The organism is Cryobacterium sp. Y82 (assembly GCF_002929495.1).
Taxonomy (GTDB): Bacteria; Actinomycetota; Actinomycetes; order Actinomycetales; family Microbacteriaceae; genus Cryobacterium; species Cryobacterium serini.
Window position 1 is genome coordinate 132,106 of the sequence record NZ_PJJJ01000034.1, and the last position, 16,276, is coordinate 148,381.

The following is a 16,276-nucleotide window of genomic DNA, read 5'->3' on the forward strand; positions in this document are numbered from 1 at the left end:
AGATGCGGGGCCACAGGCCACCACGGTATTCGGCACGCGGACTGCCTTGACTGGCTCCTAGGTGCCGCCGCGCAGGGCCGTGATCGGCTCGATGTTGGAGGCGCGCACCGCGGGATAGGCGCCGGCGGCGAGCCCGACGACGGTTCCGAGCAGGGCGGCGCCGATGGCCACGAAGGGGTCGAGTATGGGCGTCCAGCCCTGCAGCAGCGACACAACGACGACCGCGAACACCCCGACTGCCGAACCGATCAGGCCGCCGAGCAGGCCGATCACGGCTGACTCCACGATGAACTGGCGGGCAATATCGCGCTTGGTCGCGCCGAGCGCGCGGCGCAGGCCGATCTCCCCGACCCGTTCCAGTACCGAGAGCAGGGTGACGTTGGCGATGCCGAGACCGCCGGCGAGCAGGGCGATAATACCGAGCGTGAGGAAGACGATGTTGATGTCGGCCTGGATATTGTCTTGGAGCGACGACGCGGCGGCGGGCGCCTGCACCGTGAAGTTTTCGGGCGCGTTCGGGTCGAGTGCGATCGGTGCTTGCCGGGCCACGAGCGTGCCGGCGCCGACATTGATCTGCACGTGCAGTTCGGTCGGGGCGCTGAGTCCGAAGTCGGCGCGCGCGGTGCCGAGCGGCACAATGACGGCGTCGAGCAGGTTGGCGCGGCGCTCGACGCCGTCGATGATGCCGATGACGGTGTACGGCACCTCGCCGATGAAGATCGACGGCTGCGAGTCGACCCGGTTGATGCCGAGCGTTTCCGCGGCCCGGGCCCCGAGCACGACGACCCGGTCGGCGCGCTCGTCGTGTCCGACGTCGAAGTAGCGCCCGGTGATGACCTGCCCGCGCACTGCGGCGAGCAAGCCTGGCGAGGTGGCGATTACGGCGGGGCTCAGGGTTTGCGCGGCCGAGGGGTCATTGACGGGAACGGAGGTCACGAGCTGGTCTTCGACGTCGACCTCGGCTACGAGACCCGCGCGTTCCACCCCGGCAAGGCGATTCACCCGCTCCGGGGCATCCCACGGCAGCCGCCCGGCCGCCTGTTCGTTGCCGCTCGAATTGCGCGTTGAGGCCGGCTCGATCATGACCTGGGTCGCCGAGACGGCGTCGAACTGGTTGGAAATCTGCCCGGCGGCGGTCTGCGCGAATCCAATGGTGACCACGAGCGAGGCGATGCCGAGCACGGTACCGAGGGTCGTCATCACGAGTCGGCTCGGGCGGGCGCCCACGCCGTAACTCGCCTCGACCATCAGGTCCTGCACCGAGAACCGGTCGGCGCGACGAATGACCGGAACGATGCTGGGCGTCAGTTCAGCGGATGCCGTCAGCTCGGTATCAGGGACCGCGGCGACGCGGGAACGGCGGCGCAGCATCCGCTTGAAGAAGGCCTTCATGACAGCTCGCTCAGGCGGCCGTCGGTGATGCGCACGCGGCGTTCGGCCCGATCGCTCACGGCGTGGTCGTGCGTGATGACGATAAGCGTGAGGCCGTCGGCGTGCAGCTCTTCGAACAGGTCCATGACCTCGCCGCCGGTGGTCTCGTCGAGGTTGCCGGTTGGTTCGTCGGCGAGCAGCAGTTCGGGCGAAGCAACGACAGCGCGTGCCACGGCCACGCGCTGGCGTTCGCCGCCGGAGAGGGTGCCGGGCAGAAAATCCAGCCGATGGTTGAGGCCCACCCGGTCGAGGGCGGCGCGGGCGCGGTCCTCGCGTTCGGCGCGCGGCACACCGCTGTACAGGGTGGCGAGCAGCACGTTGTCGAGCACGGTGCGGTGCGGCAGCAGGTGGAAGGCCTGAAAGACGAAGCCGATGGTGCCGCCCCGCACGATCGCGCGCTGCTTCTCATCGAGCATGCTCGTTGAGGTGCCGTCGAGATGGTACTCGCCGACACTCGGCCGGTCGAGCAGACCGAGCAGGTTGAGCATCGTGGATTTGCCCGAGCCGCTCGGGCCGACGATCGACAGGTAGTCGCCGCGCTCCACCCGCAGGTTGACCGATTTGAGCGCCTGCACCTCGGGCGGGCCGGGAAACGACCGGGTGACGTTGACCAGTTCGACGACCGGGGCTGTCATCACCGGCCCACCACGACGAGGTCCCCGACGCCCAGCGAGCCGTCGACGGCCGTGATCTCGACGAAGCCTTCGGCGGCGAGCCCGGTCGTGACCTCGACCAGCACCGTGTCGGCGGAGCCGCCGGGAGCAAACTCGACGCGGGATTCGCCGCCGGGCCCCGCAGTCAGCGCGGCGAGCGGGACGGCGAGTACATCGCCCTCGGTTGAACTGACCGGGATGCGCACGCGCACGTTGCTGCCCTGCACGGCCTGGATCTGCTCGTCGGTGAGGGCGTCGGGAGCGAACAATACGGTGAAGCGGCCGCTTGCGGCTTCGCCACTGGCCGGTTCGGTGGGGAGTACCGAGGAGATCGTCGCGGGCTGGTCGCCGTCGGGCATAGCGAGTATGGCCGGGGCGCCGACCGTAAGCAGGGCTGCATCGCTCGCGGTCGCCGAGCCGGAGATCACGAGCGTCGCGCCGGAGACCCGCATGACCGGCCCGGTGATACTCGATCCACGTTTGACGCTGATCTCGTCGACCCGGCGGGGGAGGCCAGGCAGGTAGAGCACTTCGCCGGACGGAAGATACGCGAGTGCGCCGTCACGGGCGTCGCTCAGGGTCTCGTTTGCACGGGTCAGTTCGGCCTTGGCCGCGGTGACGGCGGCTTTTTCAGCGCTCGCGTCGCGTGGCGCGAGAGCCTGGGCCTGGCGGGCGACGGCCAGGGTGACAGACTCCTCGGCATCCGCTATCGCGTTGGGGGTTCCCTCGGTTCTGGCCAGGGCAAGCGCGCGCTGCGCGCTGCGCACGAGATTGCCCTGCTCGACCACGTCAACGTTTGACGCGGCGCCCTGCACGGTGGTGAGGGCGCCAGCGGCGCTGTCGACGGATGCCTGCGCGCTCGTGACTCCGGCTTCGGCACCGCTCACCGCGGTCGCAACGTCGGTGCCGCCGGTGGGAGCCGGGTAGCCGACCTTGGCGTAGAGCGCTGTGACGGCACTCGCTGTTTGCGCGTCGAACACGTCGGAGTCGAGCGCGCCGGCATCGATTCCGGCCGCGTTCAAGCCCTGCTTGAACTGCAGCACGTCGGGGCCGGAGACGCCGACGCGAAGGGTGCGGTAGACCGGCAGGTCGCCGGGCAACACGATTACCGGGCGGCCGGTGACTTCGAGCGCGATCGAGGCCGTGTCGAAGATGGCGGCGACCTCGGGCACCTGACCGGTGACGATGGGAGCCCCGGCGAGTTCGCCGGTTTCAATGCTGACCTCCACCGAGTCGGCGTAGGTGGCGTCGCCGCGCATGGTGACGTCATTAGCCAGTTGCCGGTTTTCGATGGGGACCGTGATGAGTCCGCCGGCGGGAGCGTCGGCATCCGCTGCAGCCTGCCCGGGTGAGACGATCAGCTGGCCAAGCCCGAGACCGGCCACGAGCGCGATGATGGCGACCGTGGCCATGACCCAGATCACGCGGTTGCCGGCGAACACGCGACGCCAGCCTTGACTGCGTGAGCGGGTGGGCGGGGCGACAGCGTCGAGGTCGATCACCTCGGTTGCGTCGGGCTCGCTCTTTCGTCGTCCGAACAGGCGCGGCACCTACTTGCCTTGCTCGGAGTCCGCGATGAGCGCGTCGAGCTCGGACTTGTGGTCGGTGATGAACTGCTCTTCGAGCTCGAACTGCACCTTGGTCGTTGCTTCCGTGTAGTCAACATCTTCGGCGCAGGTGTAGTCGGCCATGGCCAGTGCGAGTTCCTTTTCGCGGAGGTCGGCGAGGATCGTTTCGTCGGGGGCAGCGCCCGTCTGGTCTTCGTAAAGCGCGTTTTGCTCGTTCATGACCGACTCCTGAGCGTCTGCCTTCTTCGCGAAGGTCGCGTATCCGTCGTCGGCCATGCAGGCCGCCCATTCGGCGTCTAGCTTCACGATCGCGGGGGAGGCCTGCAGGTCTTCGTACAGGGCGCTCATGGCTTCGTACAGCGCGGCGTGTTCTTCCTGCGACGGCTGGTCGCCGTTGATTTCCTGAAGGGCCGCGCCGTAGCAGCCCTTGGTTTCGTAGCTGTCGGTGTAGGAACCGTCGGCAAGCTCCTCCTCAGTGGGCTGCGGACCGTAAAGTGCTTCGTTGTAGGCGGCTTGCTCGCTCTCGGAGAGTGACGCCAGGTAGTCCTGGTTTGGGTCGACGATTTCCGCGCTCTGCGCCTCCTGCTCGGCGATCTGCTCCGGGGACTGGCTCATTCCGTAGCCGTTCTCGGCCACCCACTTCTCGGTGCCGTACTCTTCACCGTCATCGCTCATCATGCCGCTGTACTGCGAGGCGTTGACGGGCGTGTAGTCGAAGCCTTCGTCGGACATGCAGGTGGCCACGAGTTCCTCCTGGTCGTTCTGCGCGGCGATCGCCGAGTCTTCGTCGTAGCCCTCGTAGATCCCCGACATGTACTTCTGTAATGGGCCCTCGGCCGGGTCGAGCTTCTCGGCGGCCTTCTCGCCGCTGCACCCCGCGAGCGTCAGCGATAAGAGAGCGGCGGCGGCGATGGCAGTGAGCAGTGAGCGATGGCGCATGAGGTTCCCCTTTTAGCATTGTCTGGGCTGCGCCACGAACCGATCGCCGCCCCCGATCTCCCCATACGCTAGCGCACCGCGAGAACGGATGGGGGTGGACGCCCCGTTGCAGCGCTACATGAACAATACTGCTTGGTCTGTTTTGCCTGCAACTTGTCGGGTCTGCCTGTGCTTGAGCGGGAGGCTGCTGGGAAAGCCTCAAGGTCGCGGGCATAACTCCTGCAATTTCTCAACCTTGATGAGCAGATCCGCGTGATGACGGGAGAGTTGAATACCGTCAAGACAGATTGCAGGAGTTATGGGGTGTGAGGCACGGATAGGGTTTATCGAGGAGTCTCCTCCCAGTTTCACGTGATTGGAAAATGCACCATGGCCCAAAACCCCAAACAGAGCAATAAGGTCGCCCGAACCGCCAGCTCGGGGATCAGAAATGCCCGGTTCAGCGCTGCAGCAGACACAGCCGCTGTCAGGGCCCGGGCCCTGACAGCTCGGGCCCTGACGGCCCGGGCTCTGGCGGCCCGCGCCCCGGAGGAAGAGAAGCCCGGCACGCAAGCTTGCGAGCTCGGTTAGAGCGGGTCGCGCAGGTAGGCCAGCTGCGCGCGAACGGATGCTTCCGCGGCGAACCGCACCGCGGCATCCGTTTGCGCGTAGACCATGTCGGTGACCTGCGCCACGGTCGCCGCCGAACCGAGGGTGTCGAGCGCCGCGCGCACCTGGTCGAGACGCTCGTGGCGGTGCGCGAGGTAGGCGGAACAGATGGCCGCGAGGTCGGGCAGCACCGGGCCGTGCGCGGGCAGCACGATGGCCGGCCCGCGCGCGCGCAGGGCCTCGAGCGAAGTTAGATAGTCGGCGAGGGCGCCGTCGATGATCGACGTTCCGCGGCCGAGAATGGTGTCGCCGGTCAGTACAGAGCCGGTGGCGCCGTCGCCGGGCAGGTGCAGGCAGATCGAGTCGTCAGTGTGCCCGGGGGTAGCTAATACCCGGATGCTGGTGCCGGCGGCCGCAATCAGCTCCCCGTCGGTGAGTGGGTCGCCATTCACGCAGAAGGCCGGATCGAAGGCCCGCACCGGGGCCCCGGTGAGCTCCGCGAATCGAACCCCCGCCGCCGTGTGATCGGCGTGTCGGTGTGTGATCAGCACGAGCTCGACCCGGCCGGCAGCGGCGAGCGTGGCAAGGTGGCCCACGTCGAGCGGTCCCGGGTCGACGACGACCAACGCTGGTGCGTCGGGCGCCCCGATGAGGTAGCTGTTGGTACCGTCGAGCGTCATCGGACCGGCATTTGGCGCGAGCAGGCTGCGGGTGAGCGGGCTCGTGCGCAGGATGGCGGGCATGAAGGCAGCCTACTGCCGCGATCGGCGGCGCCCCGAGCGGAGGTGCCGCCGGTTTACGCGGGTTAGGGGTGAACGATGATCGTGACTGCGGTCTCGTTGTGGTTGATCAGGGTGTCGAAGCCCACGGTAATCAGGTTATCGAGTGCGATGCGGCCGGTGATGAACGGCGCCAGTTCAACCCGGCCGTCCTGAACGAGCTTGATGGTCGCGCACGTCAGCGATCGTTCCACGCAGGTCGATCGCCTTGGGCACGGCGGCGACGAGCAGGCCGGGCGATACCCGGCGTTAGTGTGGACGAGACGGCACGACCCGACACCCAAAGGACCAGAGATGACGCGAGATACCGAGGCAGCGCGACCACTACTAGGGGTTGCGGCGACCGTGGTCTTGCTGCGTGACGGTGCCACCGGGCCCGAAGTGCTGCTGCTCGAACGCCCCCGTCATCGTGGGTCTTTCGCCGGCGCGTGGGTGTTTCCCGGTGGCGGCGTCGACCCGGGCGACAAGCGGGCAGCGGATGCCGCGGCGCCGGCTGGCCCCGCCAGCGCGGGTGAGCCGGCGGCCGGCCGCGGCTCGGCGGGCCTGCCTGGCGGGCCTGGCCCCGCGGCGGAGGTTGTCGAACAGCTCGCCGCCCGTCGGGCTGCCGTGCGCGAGTTGCGGGAAGAGACCGGGCTCGTGGTCAGGCCCGAGGCGCTTATCGCGACGGCGGTGTGGGTGCCGCCGCGCAGCGCCCCGAAGCGTTTGCGCACCTGGTTCTACGTCGCGACGGCACCGCCCGGCACCATCGTGCTCGCCGAGGATGAGGTCATTGACTACGCCTGGCTGCGGCCGGAGACGGCGCTGGAGCGGCACGCATCCGCTTTGATGATTCTCGTAGCTCCGACCTGGGTGACTCTGCACGGTCTGCAGGGATTTGGGGCCGTAGCCGACATCGTGGCGAGTGCCGGGCAGCGCCCTCTGGCACACTACGAAACCCGGCTCGGTACGAGCGAGCGGGGGCCGGCGCTGTTCTGGGCGGGGGATGTCGCCCACGCCGATGACGCCCTCGCCGAGCAGGCAGGCGGTCGGCACCGCCTCGAGATCGGCCAGGTGCCCTGGGTGTTCAATGTTCGGGCGTGAGCTTTTACCGGCGGTTCAGTACCAGTTGTGGCTCTCCGAGTGCGCCCAGGCCGCACAGGGGGTGCCGTAACGGGAGGCGATGTAGCCGAGGCCCCAGCTGATCTGGGTAGCCGGGTTGGTCTGCCAATCATCGCCAGCCGACGCCATCTTGCTTCCGGGCAGTGATTGCGGAATTCCATACGCGCCGCTGCTGGCGTTGTAGGCGTTCACTCGCCAGCCAGACTCGCGCTGCCACAGGGAGACCAGGCAGGTCAGCTCGGCGTCGTTCCAGCCCCTGGCTGCCACCTGGGCCGCTGCAATGCGCTGGGCACCGGGGCGGTCGACCGTGCCGCCGCTCGGGGGAACGCTCGGAACGTTCGGAACGCTTGGAACGTTCGGAACGTTCGGAACGCTTGGAACGTTCGGAACGTTCGGAACGCTTGGAACGTTCGGAACGTTCGGAATGTTTGGAACGCTCGGAAGGTTCGGAACGCTCGGTTGTGCGGCCGCATCTCCGGCTGCGGCGTTCTTCGCTGCCTGCCGCTGCTGCGCCTCGTAATCGCGCTGCGCCATCACGCCGCTGTGGTGCTGCCGTTCCACCTCGGCGGACGTGTTTTTAAGGGAGGCCAGCTGGGCATAGAGCACATCGCCGGCGGCCTGTTTAAGGGCAACTTCGGCGTCCGCTGCCTGCTGTGCTGTCTCGGTGGACGCTAGAGCCGACCGAGCCTCGTCGTGCAGGCGGTCGCGCTCGCGCGCCTTCATCTCGGCCTGGGCCGTGAGGGTTTCGGCCGCGTTGCGCTCGGCATCGGCCTGCTCGGTGATGAGTCCGGCCTGTTCCGTGAGCCGGGACATGGCACCGAGCTGAAACAGCAGGTCGTCGGCCTCCCCGCCATCGAAGAGGGCGCCCACCGCGAGGCTGTTGCCGCCGGCGCGGTAGAGCTGGGCGCCGAGCACACCTAGGCGCTCACCGCTCGCGTCTGCCCGAGCGGATGCTGCATCCGCTTGCGTAGTCAGTACAGTTTGCTGGGCGGTCGCCTTGGTGAGCTCGGCCTGAGCCCCGGCGGCGAGCGCGGTCTCGGTCACAGCCGTGTCTCCGAGCTCGGCCGCGTGCGACTGCAAGCTATCGAGCACCGACTCGATCTGGTGCACCTCGGCTGCCGTGGCGGCCGCGCTCGACCGGGCGGCGTCGACCTCGGCCCAGGTGGGGTAGTCGTTGGCTGCCGACGCCGAGGACGCAGCGATGACGGGCGCTGCTACAACGGTCGCTGCGAGGACAACAGCGACGCAAGTCACTCGCGCCAGTTGCCCCATGCTCGCACCCCACGCACCCAAACCGCGTTCAGCGGCGACCGGACTCACGGTGTGGGAAGGAGCGTTGGAGCACGGCAGCCCTGGCCGCCGACATAGTTGAGGCAGTCGTCGAACATCACGGAGAACGGTTCGAGGGTCGAATCCCCGAACCAGTCGTTGTAGAACAGCCAGAAATTGAGGTTGCCGTAGGTCGAGCATCCGTCGCCCTCGTCGCCGGCATTTGCGACGGCAACCGCATTGGGCTGGTAGGGCGTGTAGTTGTACAGGTTGGCGGTGCCCTGGTTCTTGATGGCGACGGCGGAGGCCCCGCATTCGGCGTCGGGGTTGAAGCCCACGTCAACCTTGCCTATTTTGAACGCCCGGTCGGGCTCCTGGGTGTACTGCCGAAACTGCCAGGCCGCGTTGTAGACCTGGTTGAAGAAACCGAAATACTGGGCGTCGCAGTCCGCGGTGTCCGGGCAGCCGTAGCCGGTGGCACGTAGATAACCGGATGCGCTCGGTCGGGTCAGCAGGGACTGTTCTTTCTGCAGCAACACCAGTAAGACCTCGGGGCTGATCGTGCAGGCTGCCGCGATCTTAGCGATGATCCGGGCGGCCGTTTCCTTCTCCGCGCCGGTGTAGGGCAGGCAGTGCCCGTCACCCTTGGCCGGCTGGCTGGTCGTCGTTTCGCGGAACTCCCAAAGGCAGGGCACTCCGTCGCTCGGCCGGCAGGAGCGTTGTTCGAGAAAATCCTGGATGCCGCTCTCGGTCAGGGCGTCCGGGTTGAAGAAGTTGAAATCGCTGATGATGAGACCGGGGTTGAAGGTCGCCGGGTCGATCGGTGCCGGGTCGGTCGCGGCTGCCGACAGCGGCGCGGCGGCTACGGCGGCCGTGGCCGGGAGGGCGATGAGCGTCGCCGCAAGCCCGATGAGGGCCGCTCCGGTGGCCAGGCTGCGCAGGGAACGACGGGTCTGCGCGAAAAGGCTCATACCAAAACCCTAACCGGGCGGGGCCGGCTCGTGGCACCTCGCCGCGGGACCGGCCGCTGGCTCAGGGGGCACCTCCGCAGGAACGGAACACGTTGGTCGACGTGGCACCGCGCCGAGAGGTGGGCACCCGACCCTCGTGGCACCTCTACGAGAACCGGGCACTCCTTCCTAGGGGTGCCGCCATCTTCAACGAGTGCCGCGAGCTCATTTGGCCGCTCCGGCCGACTCCGGCGACGCGATCTGGACCATTCACGATCATCGGGGTGCGGTGGCGACACCTGGCATGAACCGAGGAGGCCCCGTGACCATCAATCATCTGCTCGCCGTCGTGCCGGTGACCGATTTTGATGCTGCACACCGCTGGTACGAACGACTTCTCGGGCGCCCAGCCGACAACGCTCCAATGGCCGGCCTGCTCGTGGAATGGCAGGTGACCGATAACGGATGGCTGCAGCTCACGCACGATGAGACCCGCGCCGGCACCGGTCTGCTGAATTTCGCCGTCGATGACCGGCCGCCGCACCTCGCCGAATTGAACGATCGCGGGTTGTACCCGGGCGAGATCGTGCAGGCGAACAAGGGCGTTCAGCTCTCTACCATCGTCCTCCGGAGGGCAACAGGATCACCTTCATCGGTGACTTTCGGGTCGTGTATTAGCGGCAAAGTCCAGCGGTTACGACTAGCCAGTACGGCTAATGCTTCGCCTCGCGCGCGTGCCCCGCGATGTCTACGCCCCGTCCTCAGGGCGTTTCCGCCTCGCGCGGGACTTGCGCCGCTGCGCGGGAGGCGCAACTCCCGCGTACTGGCGCAGATCCAGCGGGTCGTGTCACGCCGGTGTTTCGTACCGGCGTGCATCCCGCTTACTGGCGCAACACCCGCGCAGCGGTCTCGGCAGGAGTGGCCCCGAGGCCGTACCTCCCGCGCAACGGCCCACCAACCGCGCAGCGCGATGCGACCCGACGGATGCCTGTTGCCGTACCTCCCGCGTACCGGCGCACCTCCCGCGCAGCCGCGCGACAACAGCGGGGGGCTCGTCGCGGCACCCGTTAGGAAAGCTGGCACGCGTTCCTCGGGGTGCCCGCTTCCCAAACGCGTGCCGCGAACTCACCAGCCACTTCGTGGGACACGCAGTGGCCTGCAGGCTGTGCGCGGGCGCAGGTTTCGCGCGGGGCGACCCGCGCGGGGCGACCGGTCAGGTGGTCGGGGCGGGGATAACCACCATGGGTGACTGGATGTTCAGCACGATCGAGTGACTCACCGAACCGAGCAGCAGTTTCGAGATGCCCTTCTGCCCGTGGTCGCCAACGACGAGCAGCGCGGCCCCCCGGGCTGCGTCGAGCAGCGCCGATTGCGGGGCACCGCGCACCAGCGAGGCCCGAATCGAGGGCCGGATAACGGCGGGCCACGGTGAGTAGTGATTCATCGAGGATGCGCCGGTGGGAGTTTTCCAGCGTCTGCAGCAACCGAGCGTCGGGTTCGGTCGTATCGCGCCAGACGAGCGGCTCTTGCCACGCGTGGATGGCGTGAAGTTCCTGGCCGGTGCGGTCGGCCTCCGCTGCGGCGAAGTCCACGGCGGTGTTCGAGGCCGCAGATCCGTCGACGCCGACCACGACCCCCGCGTGGTGTTTGCTGTCGCTCTCCGGGATAATCGCGATCGGTCCCCGAGCCGAACCGGCCAGCCGGGCGCCCATCGACCATTCGTAGCGCAGGGTCGAGCCGCGGCGACGGTGCGTTCCGACCACAACGATGGTGTCGCATCCGCTCAACGCGCGCAGTTCGGTGATCGGGTCCCCGGAACGCAGGTCGGCGTGCACGGTGAGATTGGGGTATTGCGCGCTCACCCGATCGGCGTCGTCCTTGAGTGCCTCGCGGGCGCGCGCGTTGGTGGACTCCTCGGTGAAGTAGTCCGCCGACGACACCGTGCGGTCAAGGATGCGCACCAGAGTGAGCTCGCCCTCGTTGCAGCGGGCGAGTGACCAATCCAGGGCTGCCCGAGCGGGGTCCGACCCATCCCAGGCGACCACCGTCTGGTTTCGTGTGAGCGTGTTGGTCATGAGCTCAATCCCTTCTCCGGTGGTGGGCCACGAGCGGGAATGTCGTGTGAGGGTCACCAGCGAGTGTTCTTCACGTTAGCCATCCCCAGCACCGCCGAGTAGGGCCTTAAGTCACGTCACGCCCAATGATTCAAACGGATGCCGCAGCCTGCGTGCGCACCCGCAGCATGGCGCCCCACGCCTCGGCGCGCCGAACCTCGCCCGGTACCAGGGTCACCTTGGCCGGGGCCAGGCCACGCCCGATCACCTCCGCGACGAGACGGGTGTTGCCGTACATCGATTCGTAGACGATCAGGGCGCGCATGAAAACCTCCAGGGAAAACGTTGTTAGCGTGTGATGACGACCTTGAGTGCTTTTGTTTCGGCGGCACGGCTGAAGGTGTCGTAGGCCTCGAGGAACTGGTCGAAGGTGAAGTGGTGCGTGGCTAGTTTTTCGGCCTGCAGCTTCTTGCTCGCGACGAGCTTGAGCAACATCTTCGTGGTGTTGGCATTGACCAGCCCCATGCTGATGTTGATGTTCTGAATCCAGAGGTTTTCGAGGTGTAGGTCGACCGGCTGGCCGTGCACGCCGACGTTGGCGATGTTGCCGCCCGGGCGCACAATCTCGGTGGCCATGGTGAAGGTCGCCGGAATGCCGACGGCCTCAATCGCGACGTCGACGCCGGCACCGTCGGTCAGGGCCAGAACCTGTTCTTTCCAATCGGCGGCCCCGGAGACGACGGTGTCGGTCGCGCCGAAGTCGCGCGCGCGCTCGAGACGGTTCTCGTCGAGGTCGATCGCGATGATGTTGGCTGCGCCGTACAGGCCGGCAGTGGCAATGGCGGCCAGGCCGACCGGGCCGGCGCCGATGACGGCGACGACGTCGCCGGGCTTGACCCGGCCGTACTGCACGCCGATTTCAAAACCGGTCGGCAGAATGTCGCTGAGCATGACACCCTGGTCATCGCTGACGTCCTCCGGAAGCTTGTGCAGGGAGTTGTCGGCGTAGGGCACGCGCACGAACTCGGCCTGGGTGCCGTCGATCAGGTGGCCGAAGACCCAGCCGATGCCGGAGGCACCCTCGTCGCCGAGGCAGTGCGAGTAGAGACCGTTGCTGCAATTACCGCAGTGTCCGCAGCTCTTGATGCAGGAGATGATGACGCGATCGCCGACTTTCAGGTTGCTGACCGCTGAACCGACCTCAGTGATGGTGCCAACGCCCTCATGGCCGAGGATGCGCCCGACAGCCACAGCAGGAACGTCGCCCTTGAGAATGTGCAGGTCGGTGCCGCAGATCGTCGTCGTGTCCACGCGCACGATGGCGTCGGTCGGGCTGTGCAATGTCGGGTCAGGAACGTCGGTCCAGCTCTTCTGGCCGGGGCCACCATAAACGAGTGCCTTCACGGGTTTCTCCTTGATTCTTAGAATATGGGCGGGCAAAAAACCTGTCAGGGCTACGGTACGACCGAGCGGTCGCCGCCGACTAGGGCCAAAAGTCCCGCCCAGACGGGGCCGCAGATTAGTCACCTAATCGGGACTTCCGGCCCTACGTGTTGGCACGGGCGGCTGACAGAATAGGCGTGAGGCGATGGGGCATCAGCTCCTCCTTCGTGGCGGAGGACTCCACTGCTGCGACCTGCGACCTGCGATCAAGAACGAGGTAGAGCAATGAACCGGATGATTGTGGTTGGCATCGATGATTCGGCCGCCGGCGAGACCGCCCTCGTGTGGGCCATGGCCCGGGCCGACAGTGTCAAAAGTCCGGTGACGCTCATGCACACCGTGTATGAAACCTGGCTGGCCGACGGATACGGCTACTACGACAGCATTCTCGACGCTGAGAAGAAGCTGCTCACCAAGGCCGGCGCCCGCGCCGAGGCCCTCGCGCCCGCGGTCACCACCCACACCGAGCTGCGCACGGGGAGTGCGCCGCGCGTGCTCAGCGAGCTGTCGAAAGACGCGGCCCTCATCGTCGTCGGCACCGATCGCAAGGGCCGGGTTGAAGGGGAACTGTTCGGGAGTGTGAGCCTGCAGGTCGCGGCGCTGTCAACCTGCCCGGTCGCCGTCATCCCCTCGCTGCCCGAAACCGAGCGAACCGGCGTCTACGTCGGCGTCGACGGCTCCGCGGACTCGGTCGTCGCCGTGGCGTTCGCCGCCGCCGAGGCCGACCGCACCGGTCAAGAACTTTATGCCCTCTACGCCGTGCATCTGCCGAATCGCCGGGTATTGCGCAGCATTCCAGCCGACGCTGTGACCGAGCGCATGGAAGAGGAACGTGTGGTGCTCGCCGAGTCCGTGGCGGGTCTGACAACTCAATACCCCGACCTGGTGGTGCATCAGGTTCTCGAGACCGACGAGTCGCCGGCCAGGGCACTCGTTGCGGCCGCGAAAAACGCCCAGTTGCTCGTCGTTGGAAGCCGAGGCCGGGGCTCGCTGCAGCGCCTGCTGATGGGGTCGGTCAGCCACGAGGTGCTGCTGCACATCCCTTGCCCGACGATTGTCACCAGAACCACCCATAAGTAGCTCTGCCGCTACGAAGTCGTGCCAAGGTTAGAGCACCAGATGGCATGAGGGCGGGGCAACGATGACGGATCAGACCGCCGCCGAACTCGCCCGCACCCAGGACCGCATGCGCGGTCTGCTCGACGCTGTCGTTTCAGTGGCCGAAGACCTCAGCCTGGAGGCCGTGCTGGAACGCGTCATCACCGCGGCCTGCGAGCTCGTGCAGGCGCGGTACGGTGCCCTGGGCGTGATCGGCACTGGTCAGGCCCTGAGTCACTTCGTCACCGTCGGCTTCGACGAGGAGACCGTTCGGCAGATCGGGGCGCTTCCGGTCGGGCACGGCGTGCTCGGGTTGCTCATCCGGGAACCGCACCCCATTCGTCTGCATGACCTGCACGACCACCCCGACTCCTTCGGCTTTCCTGCCCATCACCCGCCGATGAAATCGTTCCTCGGCGTTCCGGTGCGGGTGCGCGACACTGTCTTCGGCAACCTGTATCTCACCGAGAAGGAGGGCGGCGGCGACTTCACGGACGAAGACCAGGAACTCGCCGTCGCGCTCGCCGCGGCCGCCGGCGTCACGATCGAGAACGCGCGTCTCTACGATGAGTCCCGCGCCCGCTCCCGTTGGCTTGAGGCGGTCGCTGCGATGGGTCGCGACCTGCTGCGCCCCGTTGACGGCGAGGGCAACGGCCTCGACCTTGTCGTTCAGCGAGCACTCGTGGCGTCCGGCGCCGACCTGGCCGTGATTGGGTTTCCCACCGACGACAGCCTGTACTGCGCCGCCGCAGCCGGCACGGCGGTGACCGGTGCTGCCGCGTCAGCACTGGTCGGCACGACCGTGTTGCTGCAGGCCGGCGTGCTCAGCGAGTTGCAGGCCACCGGCCACTCCGCCACGCTCGTCAAGCCGCCCCTGCAGGGTGCGGATTCCGCAGCCGGCTCGGCCGCCGCGTGGTCGCGCCTGGGGTCCACGCTCATTGCTGCCCTGGGCCCAGCTGGGGAGGGGCAGGGTGTGATTCTGCTGTCGCGGACACCGGCATCCGCTGAATACAGCCTCACCGATGTGGAGATGAGCGCGGTCTTCGGTACCCAGATGTCACTCGCCCTTGAACTGGCCTCGGTGCATCGCATGCGCGAAGAGCAGGCCGTGCTCGGTGACCGTGATCGTATTGCCCGTGACCTGCACGACCTGGTCATTCAGCGGCTATTCGCCGCCGGTCTCAGCATGCAGAGTCTACGGCGGTTCACCAATGATCCGATCGCGCTGGATCGCATCAACGCGGTCACAAACGAGCTCGATGACACCATTCGGGAGCTGCGCGACACGATTTATTCGCTGCGCGGAATGGCGCAAGACACCGGCACGCTGAGCAGTCGCATTCTGGCCGTGATTAAAGAGGGGGCGGCGAGCCTGCCGTTCGCGCCGCGCATCCGCTTGTCCGGGACGATCGATGCGCCGCTCGCCGATGATCTCAGCAGCAGCCTGCTGGCCGTGATCTCGGAGGGGCTCAGCAACGCGGCGCGGCATTCAGAGGCGAGCACGATCGACATTTCGGTTGACGCTCAGAATGATCGGATCAAGTTGGTCATCGCCGATAACGGCTGCGGTTTCAGTAAACTCAACCGGCGCAGCGGCCTGGACAACCTCAAAGAGCGGGCGATGCTCCTCGGCGGAAAATTCTCGGTGCGCAGCGTTGTGGGGGAGGGAACGCGGCTGCGCTGGTCCGCACCGGTTCCGGAGGTTACCGTTGGTGTTCGTCTCCACGTTTCGCAACGTACACGGCAGCCTGGGTTCGGCGCTGAAAATCCAGTTTCGCCAGCATCGAAGACACGTAGTTCTTGACCGTCTTTTCGGCCAGAAACATGGTTTGCCCGATCTCACGGTTGGTCAGGCCCTCGCCGATCAGGTCGAGCACCTTGCGCTCCTGCGCGGTGAGGGAGGCGAGGCGCACGTCTTGTGGATCGGCCAGGCCCGCGATGATGCCCGCCTTGACCGCGGGGTCGAACAGGGATTCACCGGCAGCAGCGCGGCGGATCTTGCCGAGCAGGTCGGTGCTGCGGATCTCTTTCAGCACGTAGCCAGCCGCGCCCGCCAGCACCGCGCCGCGCAACGCCTGCTCGTCGTCGTAGCTCGTGAGAATGAGGCACTGCAAGGCCGGATTGACCGAGCGCACGTCGCGACAGACCTCGATGCCGGTGCCGTCGGGCAGGCGGGCGTCGAGAATGGCCACGTCGGGGCGCAACTTCGGGATCAGGACGGTGGCTTCCGCGGCCAGGCCGGAGTCGGCGACGACGTCGAAACCTTCACCTTCGAGCAGTTCACGCAGGCCACGCCGCACCAACTCGTGGTCGTCGAGAATGAAAACGCGGATGGGAACGGCGGGCGCTGCCTCGATGGTCGGTCGCGGCGCGCTGTGCGGCAGGTTCATGGGGGTCCTTCCCGCA

The 16,276-nt window shown here is 67.0% G+C and carries 15 protein-coding genes and 2 pseudogenes; 3 read left to right on the forward strand and 14 right to left on the reverse strand.

Translation table 11 applies throughout. The annotated features are described in order from the left end of the window. Window positions 1-57: 57 nt before the first annotated feature. The 6 genes and pseudogenes from CXY70_RS11560 to CXY70_RS11590 all read right to left on the reverse strand — a co-directional run. On the reverse strand, window positions 58-1,392 hold the full coding sequence (locus CXY70_RS11560; RefSeq protein ID WP_369852478.1) for an ABC transporter permease: 1,335 nt from the start codon (window positions 1,390-1,392) through the stop codon (window positions 58-60). Then, window positions 1,389-2,066 carry an ABC transporter ATP-binding protein gene (locus CXY70_RS11565; protein WP_104192518.1) on the reverse strand — a complete coding sequence of 226 codons (678 nt, stop codon included), beginning with the start codon at window positions 2,064-2,066 and terminating at the stop codon, window positions 1,389-1,391. The genes CXY70_RS11560 and CXY70_RS11565 overlap by 4 nt, the downstream gene beginning before the upstream one ends. Continuing rightward, a complete protein-coding gene (locus tag CXY70_RS11570) occupies window positions 2,066-3,634 on the reverse strand; it encodes a hypothetical protein (protein ID WP_233205903.1) in 1,569 nt (522 codons plus the stop codon). Before CXY70_RS11570 ends, CXY70_RS11565 begins: the two co-directional genes overlap by 1 nt. Then, window positions 3,635-4,591, reverse strand: a complete 957-nt coding sequence (locus CXY70_RS11575) for a hypothetical protein (RefSeq protein WP_104192519.1) — start codon at window positions 4,589-4,591, stop codon at window positions 3,635-3,637. 566 nt (window positions 4,592-5,157) lie between these two features. Further along, window positions 5,158-5,922: an MBL fold metallo-hydrolase gene (locus tag CXY70_RS11585; RefSeq protein ID WP_104192521.1), complete on the reverse strand. Its 765-nt coding sequence runs from the start codon at window positions 5,920-5,922 to the stop codon at window positions 5,158-5,160. Window positions 5,923-5,984: 62 nt separating this feature from the next. Next, window positions 5,985-6,174, reverse strand: a pseudogene (locus CXY70_RS11590) (2,3-butanediol dehydrogenase); the annotation flags it as partial. A gap of 78 nt (window positions 6,175-6,252) precedes the next feature. Between CXY70_RS11590 and CXY70_RS17820 the strand changes: the two are divergent. Then, window positions 6,253-7,038, forward strand: a complete 786-nt coding sequence (locus CXY70_RS17820; protein ID WP_158250968.1) for an NUDIX hydrolase — start codon at window positions 6,253-6,255, stop codon at window positions 7,036-7,038. Window positions 7,039-7,053: 15 nt separating this feature from the next. Here CXY70_RS17820 and CXY70_RS18360 read toward each other — a convergent pair whose 3' ends face one another. The 7 genes and pseudogenes from CXY70_RS18360 to CXY70_RS11625 form a co-directional block, all read right to left on the reverse strand. Further along, window positions 7,054-8,328 carry a hypothetical protein gene (locus tag CXY70_RS18360; protein ID WP_233205904.1) on the reverse strand — a complete coding sequence of 425 codons (1,275 nt, stop codon included), beginning with the start codon at window positions 8,326-8,328 and terminating at the stop codon, window positions 7,054-7,056. A 44-nt stretch (window positions 8,329-8,372) separates the two neighbouring features. Further along, complete coding sequence (locus CXY70_RS11605) at window positions 8,373-9,296, reverse strand: hypothetical protein (protein WP_233205905.1); 924 nt, start codon at window positions 9,294-9,296, stop codon at window positions 8,373-8,375. Between the two features lie 145 nt (window positions 9,297-9,441). Continuing rightward, window positions 9,442-9,819, reverse strand: a complete 378-nt coding sequence (locus CXY70_RS17825) for a hypothetical protein (protein ID WP_158250969.1) — start codon at window positions 9,817-9,819, stop codon at window positions 9,442-9,444. Between the two features lie 669 nt (window positions 9,820-10,488). After that, complete coding sequence (locus CXY70_RS18685; RefSeq protein ID WP_369852516.1) at window positions 10,489-10,719, reverse strand: universal stress protein; 231 nt, start codon at window positions 10,717-10,719, stop codon at window positions 10,489-10,491. 79 nt (window positions 10,720-10,798) lie between these two features. After that, window positions 10,799-11,350: pseudogene (locus CXY70_RS18690) on the reverse strand (universal stress protein); the annotation flags it as partial. Between the two features lie 130 nt (window positions 11,351-11,480). Continuing rightward, a complete protein-coding gene (locus CXY70_RS18040; protein ID WP_199183422.1) occupies window positions 11,481-11,654 on the reverse strand; it encodes a flavodoxin family protein in 174 nt (57 codons plus the stop codon). A gap of 23 nt (window positions 11,655-11,677) precedes the next feature. After that, a complete protein-coding gene (locus CXY70_RS11625; protein WP_104192524.1) occupies window positions 11,678-12,733 on the reverse strand; it encodes a zinc-dependent alcohol dehydrogenase family protein in 1,056 nt (351 codons plus the stop codon). A 264-nt stretch (window positions 12,734-12,997) separates the two neighbouring features. Here CXY70_RS11625 and CXY70_RS11630 point away from each other — a divergent pair, with 264 nt between their 5' ends. Together CXY70_RS11630 and CXY70_RS11635 are read left to right on the forward strand one after the other, a co-directional pair. Next, a complete protein-coding gene (locus CXY70_RS11630) occupies window positions 12,998-13,852 on the forward strand; it encodes a universal stress protein (protein WP_104192525.1) in 855 nt (284 codons plus the stop codon). Between the two features lie 61 nt (window positions 13,853-13,913). Further along, a complete protein-coding gene (locus CXY70_RS11635) occupies window positions 13,914-15,674 on the forward strand; it encodes a GAF domain-containing sensor histidine kinase (protein ID WP_104192526.1) in 1,761 nt (586 codons plus the stop codon). Here CXY70_RS11635 and CXY70_RS11640 read toward each other — a convergent pair. Then, entirely contained in the window at window positions 15,574-16,260 is a 687-nt protein-coding gene (locus CXY70_RS11640; RefSeq protein WP_104192527.1) for a response regulator transcription factor, read from the reverse strand. The genes CXY70_RS11635 and CXY70_RS11640 overlap by 101 nt on opposite strands. Window positions 16,261-16,276: the final 16 nt, after the last annotated feature.